The sequence below is a fragment of the Pseudobutyrivibrio sp. genome (assembly GCF_015057185.1).
GTDB lineage: Bacteria > Bacillota > Clostridia > Lachnospirales > Lachnospiraceae > Pseudobutyrivibrio.
Map to the genome: position 1 here is coordinate 1 of NZ_SVEV01000012.1, position 16,956 is coordinate 16,956.

A 16,956-nucleotide genomic window follows, 5' to 3' on the forward strand; every position below is an offset into this window, starting at 1 on the left:
TTTTCAAAGTATCTATTTTATCTAAAATATAAAAACTAAGACTTTGAAAAATAGGGCCTTGCCCTAACAATAAAAAAGGGCACCGAAAAATCGGTGCCCTAGTAAATACAAAATTATTTCTTCATTGAGCTCATGAAATCTGGCATTTTGATATTAAGCTCGCGAACTGTGCTCTCTGTAGGAGCAGAAACTGAATCAGGTCTGTGTACTGGATTTGGAGTAACAGGTCTGTTAACAACAGGTGTTGGATTAGTAACGCCTGCCTGGCTTGCTGGAGCAGATGTGCCACGCATACCTGCAAGTAAGTCAGCACCTGACTGTCTAGGCTGTGAGTTGTATACCATTCCAGTTGTGCTGCGGAATGCGCCTGCTGGTGTAGCAGCTGGCTCCCCAAGACCTGTTGCAATAACTGTAACAGATACTTCGTCGTCCATATTCTCATCAACTGTAATACCAAGAATGATATTAGCATCAGCGCCAGTCATATCCTGAACGTATGATGTAGCCTCATTAGCATCGTTAAGTCCAACATCACCACAGATGTTAACGATAACATCAGTAGCACCCTGGATGCTTGTCTCAAGAAGTGGAGAAGCAACAGCAGCCTTAACAGCCTCAAGAGCCTTCTCATCACCCTTAGCAGATCCGATACCTACATGAGCTAATCCCTTGTCCTTCATAACAGTAGTAACATCTGCGAAGTCAAGGTTAATAAGTGAATTCTTTGTAATAAGATCAGTGATTCCCTGAACTGCCTGGTGAAGAACACCATCAGCCATACGGAAGCTCTCTCCGATTCCCATAGACTTGTTGCAGATTTCAACAAGCTTTTGATTAGGGATAACAATAAGAGTATCAACGCTCTCCTTGAGACGTTCGATACCACTTAACGCATTGTTCATACGTGGCTTTCCTTCGAATTGGAAAGGCTTTGTAACAATACCTACAGTAAGAATACCTTGTTCCTTTGCAATACGAGCTACAACTGGAGCAGCACCAGTACCAGTACCACCACCCATTCCACATGTGATGAATACCATATCTGCGCCCTTAATAGCTGCAGAAATGTCCTCTGCGCTCTCCTCGGCTGATTTCATACCAACCTCAGGGTTCGCACCTGCGCCCTTTCCACCTGTAGTTTTCTCACCTATAGCTAAAAGAGTAGGCGCCTTGCATAAATCAAGTGCCTGCTTATCAGTGTTGATTCCAATAAACTCAACTCCCCCAATACCCTCTTCAACCATACGCTTTACTGCATTGTTGCCTGCTCCGCCGACGCCTACAACAATGATTCTGACAGGAGCCCCTGCCTCCTCAGTCGTAATGTTAATCAAAACTATATCCTCCTTTTTATTAAACCTCTAAGGGAGGTCGAAAAATCTCTAATACCAAATGTAATATACAAAAACCCAATTCAAGTCTTCATAAATACTACTATAATATTATAGTTTTTCCACCTATTTATCAACCGTTTTTTATCAAAAAAAGTATTTTATTCTTCTTGTTCAGCATCTTTCTCAAATACAATATCTGTATTTTGGTTTGAGTAATTTTCAAGATGTAGTGTACCCCACATTCCGTCAATATCGGGAAGTATCAGTACTATCCTATCTATTTTCTCCTCTAAATATGCTCTATTACCTAGAGATATTTTATAAGTATCGTAAGCAAGTGTAATGTGTCCATTTTCATCATATGATATAACATTTGGCATAAGAGAATTTTTGTTTAATAGCTTGATCAATGATGTAAGATAATTAATTTGGTCGCTGCCAATGGACAACACATCTCCTACTTTAGGGTCTTCACACGTAACCCCTTCAACCTTCATATAGCCTCTATCAACATATGTTTGACTGATTTCAACTATTTTTCCATCGTAATTAAAATAAATATAGTCGTCTTCCTCTGCTATGTAACCTAATATTTTCTTTTCTTTACAAACAATATTTACAGAATGCATTCCTGTAATTTGCACTGTAAAATGATCTATAAACTCAGCATCTCCCTTTGGAAACAGTTTATTTTTGACGAATACATAAATTGTGTTGGTTGAGTATTCATCATCAAGGATATAGTTTTGTATTTCCTCAGATGTGTATAAATCTGTACCTTCAACTGTTACAGTTTGCAGTGGACATAAGAAGTAGGCTCCAGCACCTAGAATGAGTACCAAAATGACGATAGCAAGCAAGAGTTCTATTATAACGAGGACAAAGCCACGTTTTTTTTGACCTTTATTCTTTTTAGACTTCCTCATTATCAAACTCCATATTTTTAGATACGCTCAACGCTAAACCAAGTTCTGTAAGCAAAATCAATACCGAGGTACCACCATAACTAATAAGTGGAAGTGTAACACCTGTATTAGGAATAGAATTAGTAACAACGGCAATATTGAGAATTACCTGCAATGCAATGTGGGCCATTATTCCGATGCAAATATATGAACCGAACATATCCTTCGCATGGTTAGCAATGTATAAGAGTCTGTATAGTAAAAGAATATAAAGCAAAATAATACACACAACTCCAAATACTCCAAGCTCCTCGCAAATGATTGAGAAAATCATATCGTTTTGAGCTTCAGGAACTATGTATTTTTGCATACTATCTCCCAAGCCTTTGCCAAATAAGCCACCACTACCTATGGCATATAGCCCCTGCAACACTTGGAAACCATTGCCATCCACATAATCTTCAGGATGAAGCCATGCATTAATTCTTCCCGCACGGTAGCTAGCAAGTGCAATATAAAGCACTACCAAGCACAAACCAGCCAGCCCCAAGCCAATGAATTTGGTCCATTGTGGAGAGGCAATAAACAGCATAATAACTGCAATTCCTAAAATAATAATAGCTGTCGATAAGTTACTGATAGCAACTATTGCAAATGCAGGCAAAACTAAGGCAAGTGTCATACATGTTCCAGAAAAGAAAAATCTCTGTGCCTTTGGCGCCCTATCAATAATACTTGCCAAAAGTAAAATAACTGCAATTTTAATCAGCTCAGAAGGCTGGAACTGTATTGGTCCTATGGTAAGCCATCTGGTAGACTCATTAATTGTTGTTCCAACGAAAATAACCGCGATACATAATATCATAGCTCCTAAATACATTGGAAAAACCATAGCAGACCAACGTCTATAATCAACCTTTGTTGTAAAAGCCATACCAATAAATCCAAGCCCTGCTGCGGTAGCTTGTTTTTTCAAGTAAAAAGTAGAATTCCCCATTTTAAGTGATGCTGCATAAGCTGATGTACTATACAGCATAACAAGTCCAAAAGCTAAGATGAATACAACTATGAGCAATAAAGTATAATCAAAATTCAAAAGCCTCTTTATTTTTTTTCGCTGTTTGGCCTCTCGCCGTGAAACAGCAAGCTCTTTATCCTTTGCCATTAACTCATCCCCGCTCTTTTAGACTAAATAATACGCAAAAACGCATAAGAAAATAGTAACAGTTGTAAACACAGCAACAACTTTTACCTCTGACCATCCACCAAGCTCATAATGATGGTGGATAGGTGCCATTCTAAAAATTCTTTTTCCCCCAGTAAGTTTAAAATATCCAACCTGTAGGATAACTGATAGTACCTCTACAAGGTAAATTAAAGCAACAATAATAATAAAGATTGGCATCTGAAGCATATATGCTGTACTAACTACAAAAGCACCTAATGCCAAAGAGCCTGTATCACCCATAAAAATCTTTGCTGGGTGCACATTAAACATTAAAAATCCAAACAACGCGCCTATCATTCCTGCGATTGCAGGTACAATATCTGAGCCAAGGGCTATAGCAACTACACCCCAAAATCCTGCGATTGCAAGTGTAACTGATGTAGCAAGTCCATCTAATCCATCAGTAAAATTAGCTCCATTAACTGTTCCAAGAACAGCCAAGAATAATACAACTACAGAAAACCAATTCATATCAACAAGAGCTCTTGTGTAAGGAATTCTAAGCTCAAGCGAAACGTCAGAAAAAGTTGTCATATAAACAGCAAAGCCAATTGTAAGGGCAATCTGTCCAAGCATTTTCTGCCATGCTTTAAGACCATCTGAACTTTTTTTGATAGCCTTAAGAAAATCATCAACAAATCCAAGTACACCAAATCCAAGTGTCATGTAAAGGATAGGGTAAATATGTGGACATGAGCGTCCAAAATAAAATCCAACTACAGCAAATGCAATAAGAATCATAATACCACCCATAGAAGGTGTTCCATTCTTTAATTTATGTTCTTTGATGTATTCTCTTTCTGTATTTCCCATTTTTAATCTTCTAAGAACAGGAATACAAATTGGTCCCAAAACTAAAACGATAAAAAATGCTACTAGCATTGGAAAAAATACTTCTAACATACAAATAACTCCATTCTCAACTAATTCTCTATTGATTCTCTTCCTCTTCGACCTCTGGTGTCTCAGTAGGATCTGCTGATGACTCCTCTCCTTCTGGAGTATCAGTTGTACCCTCTTCTACATTTGTGCCCTGTGCCTGTTCTGTTAGCTCAGCGGCAGCCGCAGCTTCTTCTTCCTCAGAAAGTGATGATTCTATTCCTAAATAAGGAAGCGTCTGTGCAAAAATATTATGAGCAATTTCCTGAGCGAAGCTACTGTGAGCCTGATTGTTTCCAACAGCACCTACGCCAGGCTCATCAACTACTACGTATACAACGACCTGTGGATCATCAACTGGAGCGAAGCCAATAAATGAAACTAAATACTTGTGGTTTCCACGAGGAAGCTTCTCGGCAGTACCTGTTTTACCACCTATCTCATATCCATCCACTCCAGCAGTCTTTCCTGTACCATCAGAAACAACATAATGTAAATATTCCTTCATCATATCACTAACTTCTGATGATATTGTAGTTTTTAATAAAGTAGGTTCAATTTCCTCTACTGTGTTGCCATTGCTATCTGTAATCTTTGTAACCAAATGAGGCTCATATAAATATCCGCCATTCACAATAGAACTAAAACCAGTACCTAATTGAATCATAGTTGTATTAAAGTTCTGTCCGAATGAGTTAGTAGCAAGATTGACTGTATGCTCTAAATCTTCTTCTGTGTAAATAAGCGATGCTGTACTAGCCTCACCTGTTAAATCTATTCCTGTTTTTTGACCAAAGCCAAATACAGATTGGTAATTTGCAAAGGTCTCTGCCCCGATTACATAGGACATCTGCATCAAAGCATCGTTGCATGAATTTGACAACGCTTCAGCGATTGTTTCTTGACCATGACCATTTCTATTAACACAGTGAATAACCTGTGGGTATCCAGGAACAAGCTCGCCTCCATCACAGAAATATGTCTCATCTCCTGACAACACACCTGTCTCTAGTCCCATTGCAACAGTAAATGGCTTGAAAGTTGAACCAGGCTCGTATGTATATGTAATACAAAAATTTTGCCAAATCTGATTTAACTTATCCATTTTTTCTTCGGATGTCATTGCATCTAAATCTTCTTGGGTATAGAAAGCGGATAAATCTCGTGGATTATTTAGATCAAATCCTGGGTACTGGGCCATTGCAAGAATCTCACCAGTGTTAGGATTCATAACCAATGCTGCTGTATGAAGGGACCCAAAGTCCTCTGGCTCATCAGGATGTTCAGCATTCCAGGTTTCCTTTGTTTGATTATTCCAATCAAGTATAGCGTTTTCTACTATGGTTTGAATATTTACATCCAAAGATAAAACTATGTTATTTCCGTTTGTAGCATCGATAGTAGTCTGCTCCAAGTTGCTATCAGAATTCAAATATCCATAAGTACGGCCATTAACGCCATTTAATACGCTGGAGTATTTATTCTCCAAACCAATAACTCCCACGTTACCACTGCTGGCGTAGCCTATTGTTGCTGCTGCCAGGCTTCCATATGGATACTCTCTAATATATTCCTTTTCAAACCAGATTCCATATATCTTGCCTTTGTTTTCTTCTGATTCTTTTTTTTCAAGGAATGAAGACATTTCCTCATAGGAAACCTTTTTAGCTAAAATATAGTACTGAGAATTTGGTTTGTCAGAAATCTGAGTACGCATTGTATCTTCATCGATTTCTTCAAAACAGTCAGCCACAAGATTAACAGTTGATACCACACAGCCTGCTGACTTTTCCTCGTTAGCATTAAGAACCTTGCAATCCAATATTACATTGTAAACATCAACAGATGTAGCAAGCACTGTGCCTCTGGCATCAATAATATCCCCACGCTGAAAGGGAATGATTGTGCTATCGTAATCCTGCTGTGAAAGGATTATTTTCTCGTATTTGTCTCCGCTGGTGTACTGAATGTACATCACTCGACCTATTAGAATAACAAAAAGAATACAAACAACTCCAAATACAAACCAGAGCTTTCGTTGCATTCTTTTTAAAATTTTATTATTCGGTTTTAACCTACGTCTTTTACTGTCAGCCATTTTATAACTCTATTCTATGGAATGTCATGGTACTGTGACATGTAGTCAGAACCATCTACACTATAATACACTATTTGGTTGCTAGTTGCATACACCATTCCAAGGTCATTTATGGCTTTATCCTTAATTTCTGAAAGATTTGTTGTAGTTGCAATTCTGCTCTCTGCAGCCTTGTTATCAGCATTGACCTTTGAAAGCTCATTTTCAAGTTCTGCAACATGATTCATTCTAGTAGAAACATTAGTCTGTAATGCAACATATCCAACTAGCATTGTACATGTAAGAATAACTGCAACAATCATATATCCTGTTAATAATCTATTTTTTCTAAGAGCAGCCACTCTTCTTCTATCAGTAATACGCTGCTTTCTGATAGCCTCTTCGCGCTTTTCACGCTCGCGCTGCTGGCGGGTTGGCAGACTTCTTACAGGGTGGGCAGAATACACCTCTGTCTTTCTAACTGCGTTTCCCTGATTGTAATAATAAGTCTGTAATTCCTGCATTTGTATAACTCCTTAAATCTCTAATGTATATTAAAACTAGTATTTCTCTAACCGGTACCCGTCTCTCAACTTCGGGCAAATACTCTCAATTTTGCGCTCTTTGAACGCGAATTAACCTCTAGCTCTTCTTCACTAGGTAAGATTGGCTTTCTCGTAACCACCTTACCCTTTGATTTCTTTCCACATACGCAAACTGGAAAATCCTTTGGGCATGTACAAGGGTCTTCATTTCTTTTGAATGCCACCTTTGTGATTCGATCCTCTAAGGAATGGAAGGTAATGATACAAAGTCTTCCCTCTGGATTAAGCAAATCAACCATGTCATCAATGTGGTCTTCTAAGACTGTTAGCTCCCTATTAAGCTCTATTCTAAGAGCTTGATAGGTTCTCTTTGAAGGGTGGCCCTGTCCAACCTGAGCTTTCTTTGGAATGCTCTCGGCAATGATTTTGTTTAACTGTCCTGCTGTAAGTATTGGAGCCTTTTCCCTTTCTTTGATAATGTTTCTAACAATCTGCTTAGAGAATTTTTCTTCTCCGTATGCATAAAGGACTCTGGTCAAATCCTCTGCTGAATAGTTGTTTACAATGTCAGCAGCCGTCATAGGATTATCCTTGTCCATTCTCATGTCTAAAGGTGCATCATCTACTCTGTAAGTAAATCCTCGCTCGGCCTCGTCAAGCTGGAAACTAGAAACGCCAAGGTCAAGCACAATGCCATCTACCTTTGTAACTGAAAACTCAGCAAGTCGTTCCTTCATAAATTCATAATTGCTATGAATAAATGTTACTTTGTCGCCAAAGCCTGCCAATCTTTCCCCAGCTGCCTTTAATGCATCTGTATCCTGATCAAAGCAATAGAGATGACCAGTTGTAAGCTTGCTTGCGATTTCAAAGGAATGACCTCCACCGCCTGTGGTACCGTCAACATAGATACCATCTGGTTTAATATTCAAATTATCAATTGTCTCATGTAAGAGAACTGAATAATGATTAAATTCCATTAGATTCCCAATCCTAACTCTGCCATGTGCTCAGCAATTTCATCCATATCGTCGTAGGTGCCTTCCTCTGCCCAACGTTCCTTAGACCAAATTTCAATTCGATTTAAAACACCAACAGAAACAACCTCTTTATCAATTCCTGCGTACTCCTTTAGGTTTCCAGGAATAAGTACTCTTCCCTGCTTATCAATATCGCATTCAGCTGCGCCAGCGAAGAAGAATCTGGAGAACTTTCTAGCATCCTTTGTTGTAAGTGGAATCTCTCTGAACTTTTCTTCGATAGTCTGCCATTCGCTCATTGGATAAACAAAAAGGCAACCATCAAGTCCCTTTGTAGCCACGAAGTGTTCACCAAGCTGTTCACGAAACTTTGCAGGCATAATAAGACGGTTCTTTGCGTCTATATTGTGACTGTATTCGCCCATGAACATGAGACACTTCCTCCTTTCCAAATAAGTGGAAGTTCTTCATATCCACCACTTTGTGACACAAATCATCCACTTCTCTCCACTTTTAACTATATTTTATACCATAATCCTTGCCATGGCAACCCGAAAACCGTGAAAAATCAATGTTTTTCGCATGTGGTGAATTGTGGAGGGGAAAGCACAAAATATAGTGTTTTGTCCCCCAAAAACTAAAAAATGGCACAAAAAAAGACATTGGAATGTCCAATGTCTTTCAAAAAATACAATATGTAACTATTCAGAGCCAAGTAAATTTTAATTTAGAAAAAGAATGCTAGCATTCTCTTTTCTATTAAAATTTATTTGGCGAGAAACATACATGAGCAAAAGCAATTTTGCGAATGTATGCTGAATAGTTATTTCTTTCTATAATTATATACAAACAGACCTGTACCAATCACAACCAGAATGCCCGCCAAAAGCTGGGACACTGGAAGACTTGTACCCCACAATTTGAGCTGATCTGTTCTAATACCTTCAATCCAGAAGCGCCCTGCGCCGTAGCCAATCAAATAGGTTAAGAATACCTGACCGTCAAACTTCTTTTTCTTTCTAGTACATAACATAAGAATCAAAAGCGCAAGGTTCCACATAGATTCATATAAAAAAGTAGGATGAACCGAAATGAAATCAACGCCGTTTATACTTTGTAAATGTGTCAGCATTTCCGTAGTAACATCCTCAGTAGAGCGAATAGCACTAAGAGGAAGAAGCATAGCAAATGGTCCATCTGTATACTGACCAAAAACCTCTCGATTAAAGAAATTTCCCCATCGTCCAAAAATTTGGCCGATGACTACGCCAAAAATACCAACATCTGTAAATGCCAAAAACTTTATTTTCTTGCGTTTACAAAGGATAAATACACTGAGGATTCCAGCAAGAATACCGCCGTAAATCGCCAGCCCACCTTGTCGAATATTAAAAATGCCAAGGATATTATCCTTATAATATTGCCAAGCAAATATTACATAGTACAATCTAGCGCCGACAACACCAGCCACTATGGTAATGATGCAAATATCAAGAACTCCATCCTCATCAAAGCCAACTCTTTTGGCTTCTTTTAAAATGAATGTCACCCCCACCAACATACCAATTGCGATAATTACGCCGTAATAAGCAACGAAAAAGGATCCAATATTGAATCCTTTTCCGACATTATGCAATGTGATATGAAGATGTGGAAAAATAATAGTATCCAAATCAGTACTCTCCCACAAAATCAAAATTATTGTACGTCATTAAAGAGCTGGTAGATTTCGATTTTTAATGCGTCCGTATCAGTCATTCCTACAAATATACATCCATATTCATAGAGATTATTTTCAAGCTTGTTTACACGAACAACCTTGAACACGGAATCGATGGTCTCCTTTGTCCAAATCTGAATCTTTGCATCAAAGCATGCACCTACTTCAAATTCGATATCAGGAACTCTAAAGGCTAAACCAGTCTTGGAAATATTAGTAACTTCTACCTCCATGTACTTGACTGTAGTGATGTTTTCCTCATCAAGTCGCTCGATTTCAACCTTAACATCAATATCCAGACGCTTATTCTTTCTTTTTTCCTCCATACTCTTAACCTCCCAATACTTATGTGTTAGTTACGCCTTAAGATTAATTCCCCTGCTCTTAAGCTTTTCAACTACATCATCAACTACCTTCTGAACTTCCTCATGAGTAAGTGTACGCTCATCATCTCCAAAGAGAAGTCTTACTGTAATTGATTTGTTGCTTCCATCATTATATACATCGGCAACAGAGACCTTTTTCAAAATAGAACCGGCCTTTTCTTTTATTGTATCATTTATTTCTGAAAATTTCTCGGCTACAAATGATAAATCTACTTCAATTGATGGATATTTTGATGGTTCTACATATGAAATATTGTTTTGAGCAATATCAGCAAGCTTTTCAACATCAATTTCCGCAAATACGATAGCAGCCTTCTTATCAATCTTCTTTGAAACAAGTGGATGAGCAACACCAATTTCGCCTATTTCTTCCCCATCTAAAACAAGCGCATTTAAATTCTTTGGATGCTCATATGAATGAGTTGCCTCAAGCTTCTTGTATGAAAGAGCCTTATGTCTAACATCCTCGATAGTCTCAGCAATCATATCACGAAGTTCAAAGTAAAGTGTCTCAAGAGACTTTGTCTTTGAGAATAATGTGATGCAAAGCTTTTTCTTCTCATCGCAAAGACCATCTGCCTTAAGACCTTCAACTACACGTCCAATCTCGAAGATACCGAAATCTGTATCATAGCCAGTATTGTAATTTACCTGGCAAAGCTGTGTAGGAATAATTGATCGACGAAGTGTCTCAATGTTAGGGTTTGTAGAGTTAGCAAGCTTAATATTCTCCTCTACTTCCATTCCAAGCTTCTTGTACTCATCAGCATACTGCCATACATAAGAATGTACTTCGTGAAGTCTAAATCTCTTAACAAGAATATCTTTGATTCTATCTTCAACATTCTTTGTCTCATCCATACGAACTGGATAAAGAGGCGCATTTGTTGTAGAAAGCTCAAAGTTATCATATCCGTAAATACGAGTAATTTCCTCAATAATATCTGCCTTAAGGCTGATATCCTTAGTAGCACGATATGATGGAACATCAACATGGAAGTTATCCCCGTTTTGAGTAACACCAAAGCCAAGAGCTGTTAATGTATCCACAATATGCTCGTTTGTAATCTCAATTCCTGTGTACTTATCCACAAAGTTCTTATCGAAATCAAGAGCAATGTGTGGATAATGGAATGCATATTCATCTGTGAGTGCTGATACTACCTTTACACCTGGGTCAATTTCAAGAAGAAGCTTCATGAAACGTGCAATTGCAACTGTAGTCATTTCAGGATCAAGGCTCTTCTCATAACGAGCAGATGCATCTGTTCTGTGAGCAAGACGTACTGCACTCTTTCTAATTGATGCTGCATTAAATGTAGCAGACTCTAACGTAAGTGTAGTTGTGTCCTCAACGATTTCTGAATCAAGACCACCCATAATACCTGCGATAGCAACTGGTGTGTTGTCGTTGCAAATCATAAGAGTGTTCTCATCGATATTGCGCTCTACACCATCAAGTGTTGTAAATGTAAATGGCTTGTCAAATCTCTTAACACGAATTTTCTCTGCTTTACGAGAATCGAATGCGTGCATAGGCTGACCCATTTCAAGCATGATGTAGTTTGTAAGATCAGCAAGGAGGTTGATACCTCTCATGCCACAGTAGTAAAGACGAATGCGCATGTTCATAGGAGCAACATTCTTCTCAATATTCTCAACCTTGAGAGATGAATATCTCTGGCAGAGCTCATCTTCGATTTTCAAATCAACCTTTTCAAGGTTATCGTACTTGCTTAAGTCGATTGTTGGAAGCTCCTTAAGAGGACGCTTTGCAATTGTAGCGAACTCTCTAGCGATTCCATAGTGACCCCAAAGGTCAGGTCTATTTGTAAGAGATTTGTTATCTACCTCAAAGATAATATCATCGATCTCATATAAATCCTTGATATCTGTACCATTAGGAACATCCTCAGTAATATCCATAATTCCATCATGGTTATCAGAAATACCAATTTCCTTCTCAGAGCAGCACATACCGCATGATTCATAACCAGCAAGTGGTCTTGGTGCAATTGTGATATCACCAAGCTGTGCTCCTACTTTTGCAAATGCAGTCTTCATGCCAACGCGAACATTTGGTGCTCCACATACTACATCTGTAAGCTTTCCGTCTCCAGCATCTACCTTTAAAAGATGAAGCTTTTTAGACTCTGGATGCTCTTCTACTGATTTAATCTCAGCAACAACAACTCCAGACAAATCCTCACCTTTATGGAAAATATCATTTTCTACCTCTGCAGTTGCAAGAGAGAACTTTGCGATAAGATCCATCTTATCAAGACCCTCAAGGTCAACAAAATCAGAGATCCAATTCATTGAAATAAACATGGTTATAGTCCTCCCTTACTGCTCATCATCTGTGAACTGAGCAAGGCTACTAAGGTTGCCACTGTTCAAATCACGAATGTCTTTAATACCGTATTTCATCATTGCAAGTCTTGTAAGACCAAGGCCAAACGCAAATCCTGTATATTTCTCTGGGTCAATGCCACCTTCTTCTAATACCTTAGGATGAACCATACCACATGGGCAAAGCTCAAGCCATCCTGAATGCTTGCAAGAAGGGCATCCCTTACCGCCACAGTTAAGGCAGTTAATATCAAGCTCAAAACCTGGCTCCACAAATGGGAAGAAGCCTGGACGTAAACGAACCTTAATATCGCGTCTAAATACTTCTGAAAGCATAGTCTTCATGAAGTAGATAAGGTTTGAAATAGAAATATCCTTACCTACCATAACACCTTCCATCTGGAAGAATGTATTCTCATGACATGCATCTGTAGCTTCATTTCTAAAGCAACGTCCTGGGAAAATAGCCTTGATAGGTGTACCATCTTCGATAAGCTGCTTGCGATATTTTTTATAAATAGCATTCTGAGCAGCTGTTGTCTGAGACTTAAGAAGCTGACCATTCTCAAGATAATATGTATCCTGCATATCTCTTGCTGGATGATATTTAGGAATATTTACAGACTCAAAACACTCGTAGTCTGTTACCACCTCACTATAGTCCTCTACTGTAAATCCCATAGATTTAAATATAGTCTCACACTGACGCTGCACAAGAGTAATAGGATGATAGCTTCCCTGATCAAAATGCTCAGGAAGAGAAATATCAAACTCAGGAACCATGTCTATTTCCCTCTGAAGCTCTAATGCTGCAATCTCATCCTTCTTTGCTGCAATCTTGTCTGCAACAGTGTTTTTAAGCATGTTAACCTTTTGACCAAACTCTTTTTTCTCTTCCGCTGAGAGCTTGCCCATTTCTTTCATTGCAGCTGTAACGCTGCCCTTTTTGCCAAGATAAGCTACACGAATGTTCTCAAGCTCCTCAGAGTTCTTGATATTCTGAAGCTCTGCTTCGAACTTGGCACTTAATTCAGAAATAATATCTACCATAGGTGGCCTCCCTAAAAATAAAATCAAAATAAAAATCTGATTTTCATAATTATGAAAGATCAGTAATCATCATAGCATCACCAAACGAGAAAAATCTGTATCTTTCCTCAACAGCCTTTTTGTATGCCGCTAGAACATGTTCTCTTCCAGCCAACGCTGAAACCAGCATAATAAGTGTAGACTGTGGAAGGTGGAAATTAGTAATCAATCCATCAATTACTTTGAACTCATATCCTGGATAAATAAATATCTGAGTCCATCCACTCTTTGGTGCAAGTGGTTTGCCAGGCTCTGCTGCCGACTCCAAGGTACGGGTACTTGTAGTTCCAACAGAAATAACTCTGCCCCCATTTGCTTTTGTCTCATTTATAATGTCGCAAGCCTCCTGAGTAATTTCATAATACTCAGAATGCATATGATGCTCTAACACCTCTTCTTCTTTGACTGGTCTAAATGTACCTAATCCAACATGAAGAGTAACCTCAGCAATTCTCACTCCCATAGCCTTAACTTCCTCGAGAAGCTCAGGTGTAAAATGAAGTCCTGCAGTAGGAGCTGCAGCTGAACCATCGTATTTAGCATATACTGTCTGATATCTATCTCTATCCTTAAGTTTGTGGGTAATATATGGCGGAAGTGGCATCTCTCCAAGCTTATCAAGTATCTCTTCAAAAATACCATCATAGCTAAATTCAATAATGCGGTTTCCTTCTTCCACTATATCAACTATCTTTCCAATTAAAAGACCATCACCAAAGGAAATCTCCATACCAGGTCTTGCTTTTTTACCTGGTTTTACAAGGCATTCCCATTGATTGTCACTTATTCTTTTAAGTAGAAGTATCTCTACCTTGCCACCAGAACCAACTCTGGCTCCATATAATCTTGCTGGAATAACTCGAGTATTGTTGATAACCAAGCAATCTCCTGGTTTAAGATATTCCTTAATATCATAGAAATGACGATGTGCTATCTCGCCTGTTTTTTTATCCAAGACCATAAGTCTTGAGTTACTTCTTTTTTCTAATGGATCCTGAGCAATAAGCTCCTCAGGAAGATCGTAATCAAAATCTTTTACTAACATAACTTTTCTTTCTAATATATAAAACTAAAACTTTGTTTAGTTTATCACACAACAATTTTCTAGTCCACTTTTCCCTTATGTTTTCTAGAAAAAACGCCCCTAAATTTGTTCCATGCGCTCACAAAACCATCCTGAAAAAACACATTAGCCTCCGCAGCCATAAGCATGAAATACATACAAAAATACAGCCAGAACATAAAAATCATCAATGTAGCCAATGCACCATACATAGAATAGGTATTAAATATCCTAACATAAAAGGCCAAGAACAAACTGAATAAATACCAGCTGATAGCGCAGATAAAACCGCCCGGCAACTGGCTATAAAATTTAAGATGCTTATTTGGCAAAACCGTAAACAAAAACGTAAATACGATAACCAAAAAGATAAACACAAAAAAACCTCTAAACAAAGGTCTAACGCCTACCATATAAGCAAGCAAGCCATAGTAATTGTCTGCATAATACTTAAACTGCTGAGTAAATACCAGCATAAGCATAATAACAACAATAACAGATAAAATTATCAAAGTATAAAAAATAGCTCGAATTCTTCTAGCTAGCCATCCTCTAGTCTCTTCGATTTTGTTTACCTGATTAAGACCAACCATCAAATTCTGGAAAGCCTTGCCAGAAGCCCACACCGCCATAATAGCCGACAAAGAAATAGCTCCAATAGGCGCATCCATTATCATAGCAAGAATCTTATTTACCATCGGTGCAAAGCTATCAGGAATAACTTCGTAAATCAGCTCATTAATATACTCATTAATGGAAGGCACATAACTTGCAATCCAAAAAAGCAACATCAAAAAAGGAATCGAAGACATAATCATAAAATATGCCGTCTGAGCAGCATACGCGCCAATATTATCTCTTCCACATTTATCTAAATATGTTTTTCCATAACCTAAAAACGTCCACATTATTATTGTCTCCAGAACTTTTAATTAAAGAATAAAATCGATATTTTTAATACTCATTAGAAATAATTGGAAGATATGGTGATACATAAGATAAGATTTCCTCCAATGGCAAATACTCTGGGAAAAGCACTCCCTCAAGGGGGTGCTTAATGATATACTTTATCGCGGCATACACTGATACGGATACCAAAAAAACTGAAGGAGTTTCAAAGCGACTTTCATCTAAATAGAGGGCGGTTCCAACATATCTGTTGGTAAAAGCATCACCTTCCACACAAATACCAACCGCTTCTCCACCGGAAAGCATCCTTTCCTTTGTGATGAGCTGATACTTATCATTCGAACCATGAAGCACTGAATTAATAGCTAAGTCACAAGGGCGATAAACAAATAACACCGACGGAGCATACTCTATTTCTCCCTCATCCTCCCTGTTTGAATAATAGTCATAAAGCGAAAAAACTTCTTCATGGGCATCCAAGGATCCTTCGAATTCATTTTCTCCCGAATTACTCTTTGTCTTAATTTCCTTACCTGACAAGTCGAATACCAGTGTCCCATCCCCTTTATTGTAATAATAAACATTATCTATAGATATCCCTACTTTTTCTAAAATTTCTGTCAGAGAATCAATCGTACCTACCTTTACAATTGAACGATCATTAGACTCTCCATCGAAATCCGGAACATTCCATGTAGAATAAACTGTGTCATTCTTTTCAATGATATCAGACTCAGTTGTATCAAAATCAGACTCCACAAAAGCCCTCACTTTTAATTCCTTTGCCAATCTAGGATAGTCCTCAGCCGCTATTAGCTCAGCAAATTGTTTTCTTTTAGCTGAAACAAAATTCCCCTTGTCATTATCCACAATATCTTTAAGAGCCTTCTTAGAGAAAACACTTACAAGTCCGGGATTAACGCCAAACTGAAGCACACTGGTAGCGCCATTTTCAGAATTTTTCATAAGTGCCTTATAATCTTTAAAATGATTGCGATATCTGAAAGGCTCATTATCCTCCACATCATCAAAGGTATCATCGGAAGCAGAAACAAAATGAATTCCTCGTTTATAACACTCTTGTGCAAGGATTAAACTATCATTTCCATCTGCCATACAAAGTAGAAAATCCCCTTTAGACATTTTATCAAATATCATTAAATAATTACTGCTATCAACTTCAAAGCTTAAACAATTGTCTCTTCTTCCACCTTTTGAAAGATAAAATTCAAAGGCCTTCTCATCTAAATCTAGTACATAAAAATCCTCAATAGAAAAAACATTATTCTCAAGCAATAAACACATCAGAGACTGTCCTACTACCCCCAACCCCAAAAACATTACTTTACAATTCATAGAACGTTCACTCCTAAAAATAATCCGTGTGATACTATTGTGATATAAAACTTATTATAATTCAAGTGCGAGCTAAATCATTATCACCTTAGTTTTTCATTGATATGAGGAGGTACAATATTATGATTAATTC

General features: G+C 38.0%; 15 protein-coding genes. All 15 read right to left on the reverse strand.

Annotated features, from left to right (window positions below; all coding sequences use genetic code 11):
• Positions 1-113 precede the first annotated feature (113 nt).
• A complete protein-coding gene (gene ftsZ / locus E7276_RS06225; RefSeq protein WP_294215103.1) occupies positions 114-1,334 on the reverse strand; it encodes a cell division protein FtsZ in 1,221 nt (406 codons plus the stop codon).
• A 158-nt stretch (positions 1,335-1,492) separates the two neighbouring features.
• Positions 1,493-2,260 carry a cell division protein FtsQ/DivIB gene (locus E7276_RS06230; protein ID WP_294215106.1) on the reverse strand — a complete coding sequence of 256 codons (768 nt, stop codon included), beginning with the start codon at positions 2,258-2,260 and terminating at the stop codon, positions 1,493-1,495.
• The gene (locus E7276_RS06235) at positions 2,247-3,404 is read right to left on the reverse strand and encodes an FtsW/RodA/SpoVE family cell cycle protein (RefSeq protein ID WP_294215108.1); all 1,158 of its coding nucleotides are present in this window, start codon (positions 3,402-3,404) and stop codon (positions 2,247-2,249) included. Before E7276_RS06235 ends, E7276_RS06230 begins: the two co-directional genes overlap by 14 nt.
• A gap of 18 nt (positions 3,405-3,422) precedes the next feature.
• Entirely contained in the window at positions 3,423-4,370 is a 948-nt protein-coding gene (gene mraY / locus E7276_RS06240) for a phospho-N-acetylmuramoyl-pentapeptide-transferase (protein ID WP_294215110.1), read from the reverse strand.
• A 28-nt stretch (positions 4,371-4,398) separates the two neighbouring features.
• Positions 4,399-6,444 (reverse strand): peptidoglycan D,D-transpeptidase FtsI family protein, encoded by a 2,046-nt coding sequence (locus E7276_RS06245; RefSeq protein ID WP_294215112.1) that lies wholly within the window; start codon positions 6,442-6,444, stop codon positions 4,399-4,401.
• 14 nt (positions 6,445-6,458) lie between these two features.
• Positions 6,459-6,947, reverse strand: a complete 489-nt coding sequence (locus E7276_RS06250; RefSeq protein WP_294215114.1) for a hypothetical protein — start codon at positions 6,945-6,947, stop codon at positions 6,459-6,461.
• 65 nt (positions 6,948-7,012) lie between these two features.
• On the reverse strand, positions 7,013-7,948 hold the full coding sequence (gene rsmH / locus E7276_RS06255; protein ID WP_294215116.1) for a 16S rRNA (cytosine(1402)-N(4))-methyltransferase RsmH: 936 nt from the start codon (positions 7,946-7,948) through the stop codon (positions 7,013-7,015).
• The gene (mraZ, locus tag E7276_RS06260; protein WP_294215118.1) at positions 7,948-8,379 is read right to left on the reverse strand and encodes a division/cell wall cluster transcriptional repressor MraZ; all 432 of its coding nucleotides are present in this window, start codon (positions 8,377-8,379) and stop codon (positions 7,948-7,950) included. The genes rsmH and mraZ overlap by 1 nt, the downstream gene beginning before the upstream one ends.
• Positions 8,380-8,771: 392 nt before the next feature.
• Positions 8,772-9,620 carry a prolipoprotein diacylglyceryl transferase gene (gene lgt, locus E7276_RS06265; RefSeq protein ID WP_294215121.1) on the reverse strand — a complete coding sequence of 283 codons (849 nt, stop codon included), beginning with the start codon at positions 9,618-9,620 and terminating at the stop codon, positions 8,772-8,774.
• Between the two features lie 26 nt (positions 9,621-9,646).
• Entirely contained in the window at positions 9,647-9,994 is a 348-nt protein-coding gene (locus tag E7276_RS06270; protein WP_294215124.1) for a PilZ domain-containing protein, read from the reverse strand.
• Positions 9,995-10,024: 30 nt separating this feature from the next.
• Positions 10,025-12,385, reverse strand: coding sequence for a phenylalanine--tRNA ligase subunit beta (gene pheT, locus E7276_RS06275; protein WP_294215127.1), 2,361 nt, complete (start codon positions 12,383-12,385; stop codon positions 10,025-10,027).
• A gap of 15 nt (positions 12,386-12,400) precedes the next feature.
• Positions 12,401-13,456, reverse strand: a complete 1,056-nt coding sequence (pheS, locus tag E7276_RS06280) for a phenylalanine--tRNA ligase subunit alpha (RefSeq protein WP_294215129.1) — start codon at positions 13,454-13,456, stop codon at positions 12,401-12,403.
• A 49-nt stretch (positions 13,457-13,505) separates the two neighbouring features.
• A complete protein-coding gene (gene queA / locus E7276_RS06285; protein ID WP_294215131.1) occupies positions 13,506-14,540 on the reverse strand; it encodes a tRNA preQ1(34) S-adenosylmethionine ribosyltransferase-isomerase QueA in 1,035 nt (344 codons plus the stop codon).
• 59 nt (positions 14,541-14,599) lie between these two features.
• Entirely contained in the window at positions 14,600-15,466 is an 867-nt protein-coding gene (locus E7276_RS06290) for a YihY/virulence factor BrkB family protein (RefSeq protein ID WP_294215134.1), read from the reverse strand.
• A 46-nt stretch (positions 15,467-15,512) separates the two neighbouring features.
• Positions 15,513-16,823 carry a saccharopine dehydrogenase NADP-binding domain-containing protein gene (locus tag E7276_RS06295; protein ID WP_294215139.1) on the reverse strand — a complete coding sequence of 437 codons (1,311 nt, stop codon included), beginning with the start codon at positions 16,821-16,823 and terminating at the stop codon, positions 15,513-15,515.
• Positions 16,824-16,956 lie beyond the last annotated feature (133 nt).

Coding starts and splice junctions, on each gene's coding strand:
- pheS (WP_294215129.1), bottom strand. CDS start 13,456: ATGGTAGATATTATTTCTGAATTAAGTGCCAAGTTCGAAGCAGAGCTT.
- queA (WP_294215131.1), bottom strand. CDS start 14,540: ATGTTAGTAAAAGATTTTGATTACGATCTTCCTGAGGAGCTTATTGCT.
- mraY (WP_294215110.1), bottom strand. CDS start 4,370: ATGTTAGAAGTATTTTTTCCAATGCTAGTAGCATTTTTTATCGTTTTA.
- E7276_RS06270 (WP_294215124.1), bottom strand. CDS start 9,994: ATGGAGGAAAAAAGAAAGAATAAGCGTCTGGATATTGATGTTAAGGTT.
- E7276_RS06245 (WP_294215112.1), bottom strand. CDS start 6,444: ATGGCTGACAGTAAAAGACGTAGGTTAAAACCGAATAATAAAATTTTA.
- E7276_RS06295 (WP_294215139.1), bottom strand. CDS start 16,823: ATGAATTGTAAAGTAATGTTTTTGGGGTTGGGGGTAGTAGGACAGTCT.
- E7276_RS06290 (WP_294215134.1), bottom strand. CDS start 15,466: ATGTGGACGTTTTTAGGTTATGGAAAAACATATTTAGATAAATGTGGA.
- E7276_RS06250 (WP_294215114.1), bottom strand. CDS start 6,947: ATGCAGGAATTACAGACTTATTATTACAATCAGGGAAACGCAGTTAGA.
- E7276_RS06230 (WP_294215106.1), bottom strand. CDS start 2,260: ATGAGGAAGTCTAAAAAGAATAAAGGTCAAAAAAAACGTGGCTTTGTC.
- pheT (WP_294215127.1), bottom strand. CDS start 12,385: ATGTTTATTTCAATGAATTGGATCTCTGATTTTGTTGACCTTGAGGGT.
- E7276_RS06235 (WP_294215108.1), bottom strand. CDS start 3,404: ATGGCAAAGGATAAAGAGCTTGCTGTTTCACGGCGAGAGGCCAAACAG.
- rsmH (WP_294215116.1), bottom strand. CDS start 7,948: ATGGAATTTAATCATTATTCAGTTCTCTTACATGAGACAATTGATAAT.
- mraZ (WP_294215118.1), bottom strand. CDS start 8,379: ATGTTCATGGGCGAATACAGTCACAATATAGACGCAAAGAACCGTCTT.